This window comes from Streptomyces daliensis (assembly GCF_054782395.1).
The window spans coordinates 173,449-186,899 of sequence record NZ_BAAGSO010000060.1; the positions used below are offsets into that span (position 1 = coordinate 173,449).

Genomic DNA, 13,451 nt, shown 5'->3' on the forward strand with positions numbered 1-13,451 from the left:
GGCGGTCCGGGCCCCTGGGGCGTCAGCGTTCGTCCCGCACCTGGACCACGGAGTCAGGCCCTGGCGACATGACGGCTTCGTGACCGTCCTCGAAGCGGACCCGGTACGGCGGCTCGCCGTCCGCTCCCAGCACCTCGACGATCTCCGCGACGCGGTCGTGCTGGCCCACGACCCGTCCGTGCACCAGCAGACGGTCACCCGTATTGGCTCGCATCGACAGGGCCCTCCTGTTCGGCGGGGGTACGGTCGTAATGTCCGAGCTGTGGTCCGAAGTCTACGGCGGGAGACCGGAGTTCGCCCCCAGGCGTCACGCGCTGCTCCCCCGGCGCCAGGCGCCGCCGCCCCCGTCGTCGGACATCGCGGCCCCGTCGTCAGGCGCGGCTGCGCTGCACCACGACGATGCACACCAGGACCGCTGCGGCAGCGGCGGGAGCGGCGGGCGTCAGGTGCTCGCCGAGCAGCAGCACCGACCAGACGAGGGTGAGCAGGGGCTGCGCGAGCTGCACCTGGCTGGCCTTGGCCACCCCTGCGACGCCCATGGCGCGATACCAGACGATGAGCCCGAGCAACTGGGACCCCGCGGCCACCCACACCAGCCCCGTCACGGAGTGCGCGGTCAGCTCGACGGGCTCGGCCAGCAGCGCGATCACCGCGCCGGGAACGGCCAGCGGCAGACAGGCGACGAGGGCCCAGCCGATGATCTCCAGGCCCGACAGCTCGCGGGCCAGCTTCCCGCCCTCCGCGTATCCGGCCGCGCAGATCAGCAGGGCGCCGCAGAGGTAGAGGTCGCCCGTGGTCGGGGTGCCGCCGCTCTGGTGGAGGGCGAAGGCGATGACGACGGCGGCCCCCGCGAACGCCGCGACCCAGAAGGCGCGCGAGGGGCGGGCGCCGGTGCGTACGCAGGAGTAGAGCGCCGTCGTCAGCGGCAGCAGGCCCACGACGACGGCCGCGTGCGAGGTGGTGGACGTCTGGAGCGCGAGCGTGGTGAGCAGGGGGAAGCCGATCACGACACCGGACGCGGCGACGGCGAGCCCGGCCCAGTGACGGCGCGCGGGCGGCGGCACCCGGCGTGCGGCGAGCGCGATCCCCGCGACGGTGGCGGCGAGCACCGTCCGCAGCGTGGTCAGGGACCAGGGGCCGAAGCCCTCCAGGGCCCAGGCGGTGCCGGGGAAGGTGAGCGAGAAGCAGACGACGCCGAGGACGGCGAGGAACAGCCCGGAACGGGGCGGGGCCGGGGCCGGGCACGGGTGCGGGCTCTCCTCCGGGGAGGGGGCCGGCGGTGCGGCGGTACGGGTGGGCGCGCTCGCGACGGGGGCCGGGCCCGAGGCCGAGTTCGGGGCCGGGGCGTCCAGGGCCTGCGGGGCGGGAACCGCTATCGGGGACTCGGCGGTAGCGCTATCCTGTGCTCTCATGCAGCAGAGTAGCAGCGTCGCGGAACTGGTCACTCGCCTCCGAGGCGAGGTGAACCGCTACTCTCCGGGTGAGAAGCTGCCCTCCAGCAGGGCGCTCGTCGACCGGTACCGCGTCAGCCCCGTCACCGTCTCGCGCGCCCTCTCCGCGCTCTCCGCCGAGGGGCTGGTCGTCACCCGCCCCGGCTCCGGCGCCTACCGGGCCGAGCGGCGCGCGCCGCTGCCGGAGACCGGGGACACCTCCTGGCAGGAGGTCGCCCTGAGCGCCGACCCGTCGGCCGACGACGTACCGCGCGGCGTCGACGCCGAGGGCGTGCTCGCCACGCTGACCCAGCCGCCGCCCGGCGTCATCGAACTCAACGGCGGCTATCTGCCGCCCAGTTGGCAGCCGGAGCGGGCGCTGTCCGCCGCGCTCGCGCGCGCGGCACGTCGGCCCGGAGCCTGGGGGCGCCCGCCGGTCGAGGGCGTGGACGAGTTGCGGGGCTGGTTCGCGCGCGAGATCGGCGGCGCGGCGGGCGCCGTCGGCGCGGCCGACGTGCTCGTCACGGCCGGCGGCCAGAGCGCCATCACCACGGCGCTGCGCGCGCTGGCCCCGCCGGGCGCCGCCGTGCTCGTCGAGTCGCCCACCTACCCCGGCATGCTCGCCGCCGCGCGCGCCTCCGGGCTGCGGCCCGTGCCCGTGCCCGTCGACACGGACGGGGTGCGCCCCGGACTGCTCGCCGACGCGTTCCGGGCCAGCGGCGCGCGCGTCTTCGTCTGCCAGCCGCTGTTCCAGAACCCGACCGGTGCTGTGCTCTCGCCCGTGCGGCGCCCCGAGGTGCTGCGCGTGGCGCGCGAGGCCGGGGCCTTCGTCGTCGAGGACGACTTCGCGCGGCACCTCGCGCACGAGGACGCGGGGCCGCTGCCGCCCACGTTGCGCGGCGACGACCCGGACGGCGTCGTCGTCCACATCCGCTCCCTCACCAAGATCACCTCGCCGAGCCTGCGGGTTGGCGCGCTCGCCGCGCGCGGGCCCGTGCTGGAGCGGCTCCGCGCCGTCCAGATCGTCGACAGCTTCTTCGTCCCCAGGCCCCTCCAGGAGGCCGCGCTCGAACTGGTCGGCTCTCCCGCGTGGGGGCGCCACCTGCGCACCGTCGCGGGCCGGCTGCGGCAGCGGCGCGAGGTGATGCTGACCGCACTCGCCACCCGGCTCCCCGGGCTGCCCCTCGCACACGCCCCGCGCGGCGGCTACCACCTGTGGCTGCGCCTGCCCGACGGCACGGACGAGCGGGCCCTGACCGCGGCGGCGCTCCGCGCCGGGGTCGCCGTCGCCCCGGGCCGCCCCTACTTCGCCGCCGAGTCGGCCGCGCCCCACCTGCGGCTGACGTTCGCGCCCGCGGCGGCCGAGTCCGAGATCGTGGAGGGCGTGGAGCGGCTGCGGGCCGCCTGCGAGGAGGTCATCGGGCGGCCGGTAGGCTGAGGGGGAGGAGGGCTCGCGGTGAGCGGAGGCCAGGCGGCCGTACGGGGCCCGCTGTGCGCCGGGCAGCGCGCCAGGCGGACAGGAAGCAAGCCCGCTCGGCGCCCGGCGCCGTCCGGGTCCGGGACGGTTCCGGTTCCGGCTGCGGACTCGGGCCCGGCGCTGAGTACGGTCATCGCGGCGGGCGGCTGGTCCGGTCGCCGAGCGCGAGCCCGTTCGGTGCCCGGCGCCGTCCGGGTCCGGTCCGGGACGGTTCCGGTTCCGGCTGCGGACTTGGCCCGGCGCTGAGCACGGTCATCGCGGCGGGCGGCTGGTCCGGTCGCCTAGCGCGAGCCGGGTCGGGCAGGCGGCCCCGCCCCGGGCAGCCCCGGGCAGCCCCGGGCCGACGCGAGCGGCCGCGAGTGCGAGAACCGCGTCCACACCCGTGTCCACCCCCGCGTCCAAACCGTCCGCACCGCGACCACCACGCCCAGGCGGCCTACGGCAGTTCCGGTGCCATTCCGCAGAGGTACGAGGCGCCGTCCAGGAGGTCGGCGTCGAGGGGGACGCCCGTCAGGCGTTCGGCGAGCGCGAACGCCGCCTCCTCGTACAGCGCGTCGTCCGGCTCTTCGACGTCCCGGAGGTCGAAGCCCGCCGCGCGTATCTGCCCGGCCGCCTTGTCCGCCTCGCGGCCGAAGCGCTCGCCGGGCGTCAGCAGGTCGAACTCCAGCAGGGCCTCGCCGTCCTCCACCCAGGAGAAGTGCTCGTTCCCGCTGACCCCCTTGAAGCAGGTGATCTGACGCGTGCCCCGCGACAGCTTCTCCTGGCCCTGTTCCACCGCGGCCAGGAAGCCGTTCGGCTCGATGACCAGGGCCCAGTTCCCCACGGCGGCGGCCGAGACGAAGGCGCGCACGCCGTCCCACAGCTCCCAGTCGCCGAAGGCGGCCTCGCACAGGGCGCGGACACCCCACAGGACGCGGATCTCGCTGTTGACCCCCAGCCGCAGCAGGGCTTCGCGCGGGCTCAGCCCCTCCACCAGTGTCACGCAGTACGCCTCGGCGAGGTCGGGGAACCGCTCGCGGAACCAGGTGTAGTCGTGCGCGGTCGGCGAAGTCGTCATGCCTCGCATCGTGGCAGCGTCACCGGCGGCCCGCGCCGGGTTTGGCAATGCCCTTTTCCGCGCATGGCGTGCTCTCCGGGCATACGTGGCCGCGCCCGCGTGCGCCCGTTCGCCTCCCGGCTATCGAACACGGGGCCTGTCCCGCTCTACGATCCTCAAATGCACGTTCGCCTCACGCTGTTGGCCGCCGCGCGCAGCTCCGGCGCGCTCGATGTGCGCTTCGAGGACGATCGCGGGCTCGACGCCGCGGGCTGGCACGAGGTACGGCGCGTGGTCCCGGCCCTGTCCCATCTGGCGGCGGCCGAGCTGCGCTACTGCTCCCCGTCGGCCCGCTGCCGCGAGACGGGCGACGTGCTCGCGCTCTCCCCCCTCGCCCAGCCCTCCCTGCGCGACTGCGACATGGGCCGCTGGCGCGGCCACACGCTCCAGGAGGTCGCCCAGGTGGAGCCGGACCGGGTCAGCCTGTGGCTCAGCGACCCGCGCACGGCGCCGCACGGGGGCGAGTCGCTGCTGGCGTTCATCCAGCGCATCGGCGGCTGGCTCGACAGCCGTCCCCTGGGCAACGGCGGCTGGGCCGTCGCCGTCGCCGAGCCCTCCGTCGTACGCGCCGCGCTGTGCTACGCGCTGAAGGCCCCGCCCCACTCGTACTGGCACATCGACGTCCAGCCCCTGGCCACCGTCACCCTCGCCGGGCGGGCGGGGGACTGGAGCCTGAGCCTGACGGGGTGACCTGGGGTGACCTGGGGCCCCGCGTCCCAGCGGAGCCCCACCGCGCGTCAGCGGTTGACGAAGCCGAGGCTGCCCTCGTCGTAGCGGGTGCCCGCGATCTCCGAGGCGGGGGCCGCCGCGTCGATGGCGGCGAGGTCGTCGTCGGACAGCTCGATCGCGACCGCGCCGAGGTTCTCCTCCAGATACTTCTGGCGACGGGTCCCCGGGATCGGCACCACGTCGTCGCCCCGGTGCTGCACCCAGGCCAGCGCGAGCTGTCCCGCCGTGACGCCCTTCTCGGCGGCCAGCTCGTCCAGCTTCGCGACGATGGCGAGGTTCTTGTCGAGGTTCCCCTCGGCGAACCGGGGCTGGCTCCGCCGCATGTCGTTCTCGGCCAGCCCCTCGACGGAGGTGTAGCGCCCGGTGAGGAAGCCTCGGCCGAGCGGCGAGAACGGCACCAGGCCGATGCCCAGTTCACGGCACACGGGGGCGATCTCGGCCTCCAGGTCCCGGGTCCACAGCGACCACTCGCTCTGGAGCGCCGCGATGGGGTGCACGGCGTGCGCCCGCCTGATGGTCGCCGCGCTCGCCTCGGAGAGGCCGAGGTGCCGCACCTTGCCCGCCGCCACCAGCTCCGCCATCGCGCCGACGGTTTCCTCGATGGGCACGTCCGGGTCGACGCGGTGCTGGTAGTAGAGGTCGATGTGGTCGAGGCCGAGCCGTCGCAGCGAGGCGTCGCACGCCTCCCGCACGTACGCGGCGTCGCCCCGGATCGCCGTGGGCTCCCCGAGCCGGTTGGCGAAGCCGAACTTGGTGGCCACCACCGCCTGGTCGCGGCGGTCGGCGACGGCGCGGCCGACCAGCTCCTCGTTGTGGCCCGCGCCGTAGAAGTCGGAGGTGTCCAGCAGGGTGACGCCGAGTTCGAGCGCGCGGTGGATCGTCGCGACCGACTGCTCGTCGTCGGCCGAGCCGTACCCGTGGCTCATGCCCATGCAGCCGAGACCCTGCGCGGAGACCGCCAGTTCGCCGAGGTGCCGCGTGGGGAGACTCGTGGGGAGAGTGGTCATGCCGATGCCTCCAATGGGTGTGCCCCGCCGTACGAGGCCCGATGACGACGACGGTAGGAGTTGGAGCGCACTCCAGGTCAAACGGACCGACGGCGACGCCGAGGGCGAAGGGGCGGCAGCCGGTGCCGGTCCGATGCCGGTCCGGTTCAGGAGAGGGGCAGACGGCGTACGGGCTCGCCCGCGAGCCAGGCGGCGATGTCCTCCACCGCCTCGCGGAAGTACCCCTCGTAGTTGCGCCGGGTCACATAGCCGATGTGCGGGGTGGCCAGCAGATTCGGCAGGGAGCGGTACGGGTGGTCGACGGGCAGCGGCTCCTCCTCGAACACGTCCACCCCGGCCCCCGCGATCCAGCCGTCGCGCAGCGCCTCGGCCAGCGCGTCCTGGTCCACGATCGCGGCGCGTGAGGTGTTCACGAGGTACGCCGTCGGACGCATCCGCCTCAGCTCGGCAGCGCCGAGCAGCCCGCGCGTACGGTCGCCGAGCACGAGGTGGACGGAGACGAAGTCGCTCGTCTCCAGCAGCTCTTCCTTCGTTTCGACGCGCCGCGCGCCGACGTCCGCGGCGCGCTCCTCCGTCAGGTTCTGGCTCCAGGCCGCCACGTCCATGCCGAACGCCTGGCCGACGCGTGCCACCTTGCCGCCGATCTTGCCGAGCCCCAGCAGGCCGAGCCGCTTCCCGTGCAGGTCGGCGCCGACCGTGCTCTGCCAGGGTCCGCCCTCGCGCAGCGCGGTGTTCTCCTGGACGAGGCCCCTGGCCAGCCCGAGGAGCAGCGCCCACGTCAGCTCGACGGGCGCCTCGGAACCGCTGCCCGTACCGCACACGGTCACGCCGTGCCGGTCGGCGGCGGCGAGGTCGACGGAGGCGTTGCGCATGCCGGACGTGACGAGGAGCCGCAGCCGGGGGAGCCGGGCGAACAGTTCCTCGGGGAACGGGGTGCGCTCCCGCATGATGACCACGATCTCGCAGTCGCCGATCTCCTCGACGAGGCGGTCGTGGTCCGCGATGTGCTCCCGTACGGTCCGTACCTCCACCGCGTCGCCGAGCCCCGACGACCAGTCGGCCAGGGAGCGGGCGACACCCTGGTAGTCGTCCAGAACGGCACAGTGGAGCGTCATCTTCGTGTCCTCCGAGCGGTCGCGGAGGCCGCGGGTGCCACGGCCCGCGTGCCAGTTTCCCAGGCCGCTCACGCGTGCGCCGTCCCCGCCCATCCCGCTGACGGGCGGGGCGGGCGGGAACGGCGCGGTGTCGCGGGGTGCGACGGGGTGTGACGAGGTGTCAGAGCCCGGACGGGATCTTCGCCTGCGCACCGGACTCGGGCGACTGCCCCTGCTGACCGGGCGTCTGGCCCTGCTGGCCGGGAGCCTGCTGCTCCTGGCCCGGGGTCTGCCCCTGCTGGCCGGGAGTCTGGCCCTGCTGACCAGGCGCCTGCTCCTGCTGACCGGGTGCCTGGTCCTGGCCGGGGATGTCCAGCAGGTTGCCGGGTGCCTTGCCCTGCTGGCCGGGGGCCTGCTTCTCCTGGCCCGGCGCCTGCTCCTGGCCGGGGGTCTGGCCCTGCTGGCCGGGGGCCTCCTGCTGGTTGCCGGGTGCCTGGCCCTGACCGGGCGTGTCCTGCTGGTCGCCGGGTGCCGGGGTCTCCTTGGGGGTCTGCCCCTGGGCGGGGGGCTGGTCCTGGCCCGGGGTGTCCTGCTGGCCTCGGGGCGACTGCTGCTGGTCGGACGGCTGGGACTGGGCGGGTGCCTGCTCCTGGCCGGGGGTTTGGCCCTGCTGTCCGGGAGTCTGGTTCTGGCCGGGGGTCTGGGGGCCGGACGCCTCGTCGAACTCGTCGGGGCTGAGCCGCCCGTCGTCGTCGTGGTCCGCCTTTTCGAACGCCCGCGTCGGCTGTACGTAGCCCTCGCCGTCGTTCGCGAACCACGCCGCCATGAACTCCTCTTGGGTGACTCCGCCGTTGCTGTCACCGTCGGCGCTCTGGAAGGCCCAGCCCTGGGACGGTGCCTTTGGCGCCGGGGCGGAAGCGGCGTGGGCCGGGACGGCCGCGATGCCGCACAGGGCGGTGGCGGTGAGGGCTACGGCGCTCAGTCGGCGCATGGGAAGGGTCCTCTCTTACGGGGGTCTTACGGGGCCTTACGGGGGCCCCGCCGCGGACGGCGCGGGCCCGATCTCGCGTTTCGCGGTACCCGCCCGCGGCCCCGCCCCATCACTCATGCACCCGGATGCGCACGCGTTTCACTCCCGTGACTGACCCCGGGGCCCACTCCCGTGACCGGGCGACTGGACCTGGTCGAACTGGACCTGGTCGAAGAGGGCGAGGGCCTCGGCGGGGTCCGGGCTCACGAGGCGCTCCAGACCGGCCGTCGTGATCCGCGCCCACCTGTCGGCCCGTGCCCACATCTGTTCCTCGAAGGCGCGGACGGCCTCGTCCAGGTCTCCAGGTCCGGCGGCGACGGACTCGGCGAGTTCGGCGCCCTCCAGCATCGCGAGGTTCGCGCCCGCCCCCAACGGGGGCATCAGATGGGCGGCGTCGCCCAGCAACGTCACTCCGGGGACGTGGGTCCAGGTGTGGGACACGGGCAGGACGTGGAGGGGGCGGTGGACGAAGGCGGTGCCGTGACGGAGGAGGTCGAGGACGGGAGCGGCCCAGCCGTCGAACATGGCCAGCAGACCCGACCGCACGGCCTCGACGTCGTCCAGGTCCAGGTCCCGGCCCAGGTCCAGGTGTGTGGGCCGGTCCAGCGGCGCGCGGAACTGGGCGTAGACCTTGACGTGGCCGCCGCTGTTGCGCTGGGCGACGAGCGCTCGGTTCACCCCGTACACCGCCACGGAACCGTCGCCGATCAGCCGGGCGAGGTGAGGGTGGCGGGTGTCGACGTCGTCGAGGGAGGTCTCGACGAAGGTGACGCCGGTGTAGTACGGCGTCACCGACGAGACCGCCGGGCGGGTCCGGGACCGGGCGCCGTCCGCGCCGACCACGAGGTCGAACGCCTCCTGCCGCCCGTCCGCGAAATGGACCAGTACACCGTCCCGCGTCCCCGGCACCACCCGCGTCACGCCCCGGCCCCACTGGACGTCGAGAGTGCCGAGCAGCAGGTCACGGAGTTGCCCGCGGTCGATCTCGGGGTTGGCACGGTCATCTGGGCGGGGCGGCCAGTCGCGCAGGACCGTCCCGTCCGTGTCCAGGATGCGCATGGCCTGCCCCTCGGCGCGTGCCAGCGCCTGGAACTCCGCCAGCAGCCCCGCCTTGTCCAGCGCGCGCTGGCCCAGCCCTTCGTGCAGGTCCAGCGTGCCGCCCGGGGGACGCGCGTCGGGTGCCGCGTCGCGTTCGAGGACGGTGACGGGGTGCCCGTGGCGGTGCAGGACGCGGGCGAAGGTGAGTCCGGCGGGGCCGCCCCCGACAACGGCGATACGGTGTCTCATGTCGATACACTGTATTGCCATGGTGATGGATCGCGACAGTACGGTGTGGCCATGACTGTGTGGGACCGTCCGGAGCCGCCGACTCGACCCGTGCCGCTCGACCGTGAGCGGATCGTCACCGCCGCCGTCGCGCTGGCCGACGAGGGCGGGCTGGAAGCGGTGTCGTTGCGGAAGGTCGCCGCCCGGCTGAACGCGGGCCCGATGCGGCTGTACGGATACATCTCCACCAAGGAGGAGCTGTTCGACCTCATGGTGGACGAGGTCCAGGCCGAGATTCTCCCCGAGGAGCGGTCAGGTGACTGGCGGGAGGCGCTGCGCGCCCTCGCCCACGGCACCAGGCGGACCGCTCTCCGCCACGAATGGCTGGCCGACCTGCTCGGCGGCCGTCCGGCCCTGGGCCCGAACGGCCTCGCCGTCGCCGAGTCCACGCTGGCAGCGCTCGACGGCCTCGCCGACACCGACACCGTCATGCGCGCCGTGGAGACTGTCAGCGCCTACTTCACCGGCGCGATCAGGCGCGAGATCACGAACCTGCGGGCCGAGCGCGCTACGGGCATGTCCAAGCGCGACTGGCAGCGCGCCCACGGCCCCCACATGACGAAAATGCTGGCCACGGGCCGCTTCCCGGCGTTGGCCAAGGCCGTGTACGACGGCACGGACGTGGACGCCGAGACATCCTTCGCGACGGGCCTGGACTGGGTCCTCGACGCCGTGGCCGCCAGGCTCGCCAGGCCGCAGGCGTGACGCTCAGCTCCCGCGGCTCCCGCGGCTCCCGCGGCTCCCGCGGCTCCCGCGGCTCCCGCGGCTCCCGCGGCTCCCGCGGCTCCCGCGGCTCCCGCCGCTCCCGCGGCTCCCGCCGCTCCCGCGGCTCCCGCGGCTCCCGCCGGAGGTGAGCGGGGCCGGGGCCGGGGTCGAGGGCCCGGTCGTCTCCGGGGAGGGCCCGGGCGCCGGTTCCGCGAACCGCTCACCCGCGTGCGGCCGGGCGGCACTGTGCGCGTCTCCGAGCCGTTCCGCCTCGTGCGCGGCACCGGGCACCTTCTCCCTCCGACATGCCGGGCAAGGCCCTCGGACTCCCGCCGCGCCGCCGGGCTGGAGCCCGCCGGACGAGCCGCGCTCGGCCACGGCGTCACCGTACGGCGCGGCCAGGGCCGCGCCCTCCGCGTCGCCGCGCCCGAGCCCCGGACCGGCCACGCTGACCGGCCGGTTCGGCGTCAGCCGCTGTACCGGTGCTCCCCGTCCGCCGTCTTCGTCGTCACCTCGCGGCTCGCGGCGCGCAGCACCCCGGCGCCGAGGACCAGCCCGCAGGCCAGCACGGTGACCAGTCCGAACGACACGACCAGTGACGTCACGTCGGCCACCGCGCCGATCGCCGAGGGCGCGATGAGGCCCGAGGTGTACGTGATCGTCGCGACGCCCGCGATGGCCTGGCTCGGGTTCGGGCCGCTGCGTCCCGCCGCCGCGAACGCCAGGGGCACGACCACGGCCACGCCGAGCCCCATGCACCCGAAGCCGGACATCGCCACGGCCGGGTGCGGTGCCACGACGACGAGCAGCCCGCCCGCCGTGGCCAGCACGCCGCCCACGCGCACGGTCCGCACCGGGCCGAAGCGGTCCACCACCCGGTCGCCCGCGATCCGGGCCACCGCCATCGTCAGTGCGAAGGCCGTGGTGGAGGCCGCGGCGAGGCCGGCCGAGGTGTCGAGGGTGTCGCGCAGATAGACCGCGGACCAGTCGAGGCTGGCGCCCTCGGCGAACACCGCGCAGAAGCCGACGAGGCCGATGGCCAGCGACGACTTCGGCGGGAGCGCGAAGCGCGGCGGCGCCTCCTCGTCGGCGGTGCTGCGCAGGTCCAGCACCCCCTGGCAGGCGACGAGGCCGAGCACCGTCAACGCGGCGGCGGCGAGGGCGTGGTGGAGTCGTGCGTCGGCCCCCAGATGGGCGGCGACGGTGCCGGCGGCCGAGCCGATCAGCGCGCCCGTGCTCCACATGCCGTGCAGCCCGGACATGATCGAGCGGCCGAGGCGGTTCTCGGTCTCGATGCCCAGCGCGTTCATCGCGACGTCCGACATGCCCGACGTCGCGCCGTAGACGAACAGCGCCGCGCACAGCGTGAACAGGTTCGGCGCGAGCGCGGGCAGGGTGAGCGAGAGCGTCCACAGCGCGAGGAGTCCGCGCAGCGCCGTGCGCGCTCCGAAGCGGTGGCTGACGGCACCGGCCAGCGGCATCGCCACGGAGGCGCCGATGGCGGGGAAGGCGAGGGCCAGCCCGAGCTGGCCCGCGCTGAGCGAGGCGTGCTCCTGGATCCACGGGACACGGGTGGCGAAGCTCCCGGTGACGGAGCCGTGGACGCAGAAGACCACGGCGACGGCGACGCGCGCGCGGCGCACCTGGCGGGTGGTGAACTCGGTGTCCCCCGGCATGCTGCCCCTTTTCCTCGCTGGTCAGGCTGGCGCGTAAACTATCAGGAACCCTGCCTGATAAAAAGGGAAAAGAATACTGAGAGAGAATCCCGCCATGCCCGCATCACCGAGCACCGCCCGGGCCATGAACGACCGGCTCGCCCTCCAGTACCTCCAGGAAGAGGGCCCCCTGACGGCGGGTCAGCTCAAGACCCTGACGGGGCTCTCCCGCCCCACCGTCGCCGACCTCGTGGAACGGCTCCAGGCCTCCGGCCTGATCGCGGTCGTCGGCGAGGCGGGGGCGCGGCGGCGCGGGCCGAACGCGCGGCTCTACGGGATCGTGGCCGACCGCGCCCACCTCGCCGCGCTCGACGTGCGCACCGACAGCGTCCGCGTCGGCGTCGCCGACCTGCTCGGCAGCACCCTGGCCGAGGCGTCCCTGCCCGTCGACGGCGCGACGGGTCCGGGGCCGGGTGCGTGGCCCCCCGGCGCGGGCGGCGCGGAGCCCGCCGTCGAGCGGGCCGTGGCGCTGCTGGAGCGCACCGTGGGGGAGGCGGGCGCCGCACGGCTGCGCCACATCGTCATCGGGGCCCCCGGTCTGGTCGATCCCGCGACCGGCGCACTGCGGGCGACCAGCGGCACGTCGGCCTGGCACGGCAGGCTCGTCGAGGCGCTGCGGGAACGGCGGACCGGGGTTGCGGGCGGCGGTGCCGGTGCCGGTGCCGGTGCCGGTGCGACCGTGACCGTCGAGAACGAGACGAACCTCGCCGCCGTCGCCGAACAGCGCGCGGGCGCGGCGCGCGACCGCGACACCTTCGTCTTCCTCTGGCTCGGCTACGGCACCGGCGCCGCCGTCGTCCTGGACGGGCAACTGCGGCGCGGGGTCTCGGGCGGCGCGGGCGAGATCGGCTTCCTGCCGGTGCCAGGGACGTCCGGGCTGCCGTCGGCGACGGGGTGCGACGGCGGGTTCGACTCCCTCGTGGGCGGCGCCGCGCTCGTCGAACTGGCGGAGGAGCACGGGGTCGTGGCGCGGGACGCGGCGCCGCCGGAGAACGAGGAGGGTGGCGCGACGGAGGACGCCGGGGGCACGGCGACCCCGCCCGCCGCCGGGCTGGTGCGCGCCGCGCTCTCGGCGGGCGCGGCGGGCGACGCGTTCCTGGACGTGCTGGCCGACCGGGTCGCGCTGGGCGCGGCGTCCGTCGCCGCCGTCCTCGACCCCGGCTGCGTGGTGCTCGGCGGCGAGGTCGGCCACGCGGGCGGCAAGGCGCTGGCCACCCGCGTCGAGGAGCGGCTGCTGCGGCTGTCACCGCTGCGTACGGAGGTACGGGCCGGGACTCTCGGCGGCGCCGCCGTCCTGCGTGGCGCGCTGCTCGTCGCCCGCGACGCGGCGCAGGACGAACTCTTCGGGCCGCGCGAGTAACGCGCGCTCCCGCAGCTCCCGCAGTTCCCGCAGCTCCAGCAGCACCGGGCCGAGGCCGTTGTCCGCCGCGAGCAGCGGCAGACCGAGGACCGTCGCCGCGAGCTGCGCGCCGGGATCGCTGCACTCGGCGATCACCAGATCGGGCCGCTCCCGGGTCCACGCGGTGAGCAGATCGCGGGCCTTCGCCCCGGCCCGCTCCGGCCAGAGCTGACCGAAGACGTACCGGTTGAAGTGCGCGTTCCCCCACTCCCGCCAGACCTCGCTCGCCGTCCGCTGGACGGCGGGATCGCATGTCCAGCTCGTCCCCGCCCTGCGGAACCCCACACCGCGTCGCCGTGCTTCGCCGCGGAACATGAGGGGCGCGTGGAGCGTGACGTCATGCCCCTGCTCGACGGCCGGGCCGATGACGTGGTCGAGCGCGGACACATGCGAAGGTATCGGCTCAGCGGTGATCGCGATGCGCAGCGGCACGGAGGCTCCAA

13 protein-coding genes are annotated in these 13,451 nt (G+C 75.0%); 4 read left to right on the plus strand and 9 right to left on the minus strand.

What is annotated here, in order from left to right:
• Positions 1-22: 22 nt before the first annotated feature.
• Together ACYVOO_RS14325 and ACYVOO_RS14330 are read right to left on the minus strand one after the other, a co-directional pair.
• Positions 23-214, minus strand: a complete 192-nt coding sequence (locus ACYVOO_RS14325; RefSeq protein WP_453345057.1) for a DUF1918 domain-containing protein — start codon at positions 212-214, stop codon at positions 23-25.
• A gap of 157 nt (positions 215-371) precedes the next feature.
• On the minus strand, positions 372-1,412 hold the full coding sequence (locus ACYVOO_RS14330) for a DMT family transporter (RefSeq protein WP_461016042.1): 1,041 nt from the start codon (positions 1,410-1,412) through the stop codon (positions 372-374).
• Between ACYVOO_RS14330 and ACYVOO_RS14335 the strand changes: the two genes are divergently transcribed.
• The gene (locus tag ACYVOO_RS14335) at positions 1,411-2,868 is read left to right on the plus strand and encodes an aminotransferase-like domain-containing protein (RefSeq protein WP_461016043.1); all 1,458 of its coding nucleotides are present in this window, start codon (positions 1,411-1,413) and stop codon (positions 2,866-2,868) included. The two genes, ACYVOO_RS14330 and ACYVOO_RS14335, sit on opposite strands and share 2 nt — an antisense overlap.
• A 475-nt stretch (positions 2,869-3,343) precedes the next feature.
• Here the strand turns inward: ACYVOO_RS14335 and ACYVOO_RS14340 are convergent, their stop codons facing one another.
• On the minus strand, positions 3,344-3,964 hold the full coding sequence (locus tag ACYVOO_RS14340) for a DUF6461 domain-containing protein (RefSeq protein WP_461016044.1): 621 nt from the start codon (positions 3,962-3,964) through the stop codon (positions 3,344-3,346).
• A gap of 159 nt (positions 3,965-4,123) precedes the next feature.
• On the opposite strand from ACYVOO_RS14340, the gene ACYVOO_RS14345 reads away from it, so the two are divergent.
• A complete protein-coding gene (locus ACYVOO_RS14345) occupies positions 4,124-4,693 on the plus strand; it encodes a histidine phosphatase family protein (protein WP_461016045.1) in 570 nt (189 codons plus the stop codon).
• 47 nt (positions 4,694-4,740) lie between these two features.
• On the opposite strand, the gene ACYVOO_RS14350 is transcribed toward ACYVOO_RS14345, so the two are convergent.
• From ACYVOO_RS14350 to ACYVOO_RS14365, 4 genes are all read right to left on the minus strand, one after another.
• On the minus strand, positions 4,741-5,739 hold the full coding sequence (locus ACYVOO_RS14350) for an aldo/keto reductase (RefSeq protein ID WP_461016046.1): 999 nt from the start codon (positions 5,737-5,739) through the stop codon (positions 4,741-4,743).
• 146 nt (positions 5,740-5,885) lie between these two features.
• A complete protein-coding gene (locus ACYVOO_RS14355; RefSeq protein WP_461016179.1) occupies positions 5,886-6,854 on the minus strand; it encodes a D-2-hydroxyacid dehydrogenase family protein in 969 nt (322 codons plus the stop codon).
• Positions 6,855-7,014: 160 nt separating this feature from the next.
• Positions 7,015-7,824, minus strand: coding sequence for an EF-hand domain-containing protein (locus tag ACYVOO_RS14360; protein WP_461016047.1), 810 nt, complete (start codon positions 7,822-7,824; stop codon positions 7,015-7,017).
• A gap of 138 nt (positions 7,825-7,962) precedes the next feature.
• The gene (locus ACYVOO_RS14365; protein ID WP_461016048.1) at positions 7,963-9,150 is read right to left on the minus strand and encodes an FAD-dependent oxidoreductase; all 1,188 of its coding nucleotides are present in this window, start codon (positions 9,148-9,150) and stop codon (positions 7,963-7,965) included.
• A gap of 51 nt (positions 9,151-9,201) precedes the next feature.
• Here ACYVOO_RS14365 and ACYVOO_RS14370 point away from each other — a divergent pair, with 51 nt between their 5' ends.
• Entirely contained in the window at positions 9,202-9,894 is a 693-nt protein-coding gene (locus tag ACYVOO_RS14370) for a TetR/AcrR family transcriptional regulator (protein ID WP_461016049.1), read from the plus strand.
• A 467-nt stretch (positions 9,895-10,361) separates the two neighbouring features.
• On the opposite strand, the gene ACYVOO_RS14375 is transcribed toward ACYVOO_RS14370, so the two are convergent.
• Positions 10,362-11,570, minus strand: a complete 1,209-nt coding sequence (locus ACYVOO_RS14375; RefSeq protein WP_461016050.1) for an MFS transporter — start codon at positions 11,568-11,570, stop codon at positions 10,362-10,364.
• 94 nt (positions 11,571-11,664) lie between these two features.
• On the opposite strand from ACYVOO_RS14375, the gene ACYVOO_RS14380 reads away from it, so the two are divergent.
• Positions 11,665-12,969 carry an ROK family transcriptional regulator gene (locus ACYVOO_RS14380; protein WP_461016051.1) on the plus strand — a complete coding sequence of 435 codons (1,305 nt, stop codon included), beginning with the start codon at positions 11,665-11,667 and terminating at the stop codon, positions 12,967-12,969.
• Here ACYVOO_RS14380 and ACYVOO_RS14385 read toward each other — a convergent pair.
• Positions 12,853-13,440: a hypothetical protein gene (locus tag ACYVOO_RS14385; RefSeq protein WP_461016052.1), complete on the minus strand. Its 588-nt coding sequence runs from the start codon at positions 13,438-13,440 to the stop codon at positions 12,853-12,855. The genes ACYVOO_RS14380 and ACYVOO_RS14385 overlap by 117 nt on opposite strands.
• Positions 13,441-13,451: the final 11 nt, after the last annotated feature.

Bases quoted from the DNA above. Each gene is read 5' to 3' on its own strand.
- ACYVOO_RS14325 (WP_453345057.1), bottom strand. From the start codon at position 214: ATGCGAGCCAATACGGGTGACCGTCTGCTGGTGCACGGACGGGTCGTG.
- ACYVOO_RS14335 (WP_461016043.1), top strand. From the start codon at position 1,411: ATGCAGCAGAGTAGCAGCGTCGCGGAACTGGTCACTCGCCTCCGAGGC.
- ACYVOO_RS14330 (WP_461016042.1), bottom strand. From the start codon at position 1,412: ATGAGAGCACAGGATAGCGCTACCGCCGAGTCCCCGATAGCGGTTCCC.
- ACYVOO_RS14340 (WP_461016044.1), bottom strand. From the start codon at position 3,964: ATGACGACTTCGCCGACCGCGCACGACTACACCTGGTTCCGCGAGCGG.
- ACYVOO_RS14345 (WP_461016045.1), top strand. From the start codon at position 4,124: ATGCACGTTCGCCTCACGCTGTTGGCCGCCGCGCGCAGCTCCGGCGCG.
- ACYVOO_RS14350 (WP_461016046.1), bottom strand. From the start codon at position 5,739: ATGACCACTCTCCCCACGAGTCTCCCCACGCGGCACCTCGGCGAACTG.
- ACYVOO_RS14355 (WP_461016179.1), bottom strand. From the start codon at position 6,854: ATGACGCTCCACTGTGCCGTTCTGGACGACTACCAGGGTGTCGCCCGC.
- ACYVOO_RS14360 (WP_461016047.1), bottom strand. From the start codon at position 7,824: ATGCGCCGACTGAGCGCCGTAGCCCTCACCGCCACCGCCCTGTGCGGC.
- ACYVOO_RS14365 (WP_461016048.1), bottom strand. From the start codon at position 9,150: ATGAGACACCGTATCGCCGTTGTCGGGGGCGGCCCCGCCGGACTCACC.
- ACYVOO_RS14370 (WP_461016049.1), top strand. From the start codon at position 9,202: ATGACTGTGTGGGACCGTCCGGAGCCGCCGACTCGACCCGTGCCGCTC.
- ACYVOO_RS14375 (WP_461016050.1), bottom strand. From the start codon at position 11,570: ATGCCGGGGGACACCGAGTTCACCACCCGCCAGGTGCGCCGCGCGCGC.
- ACYVOO_RS14380 (WP_461016051.1), top strand. From the start codon at position 11,665: ATGCCCGCATCACCGAGCACCGCCCGGGCCATGAACGACCGGCTCGCC.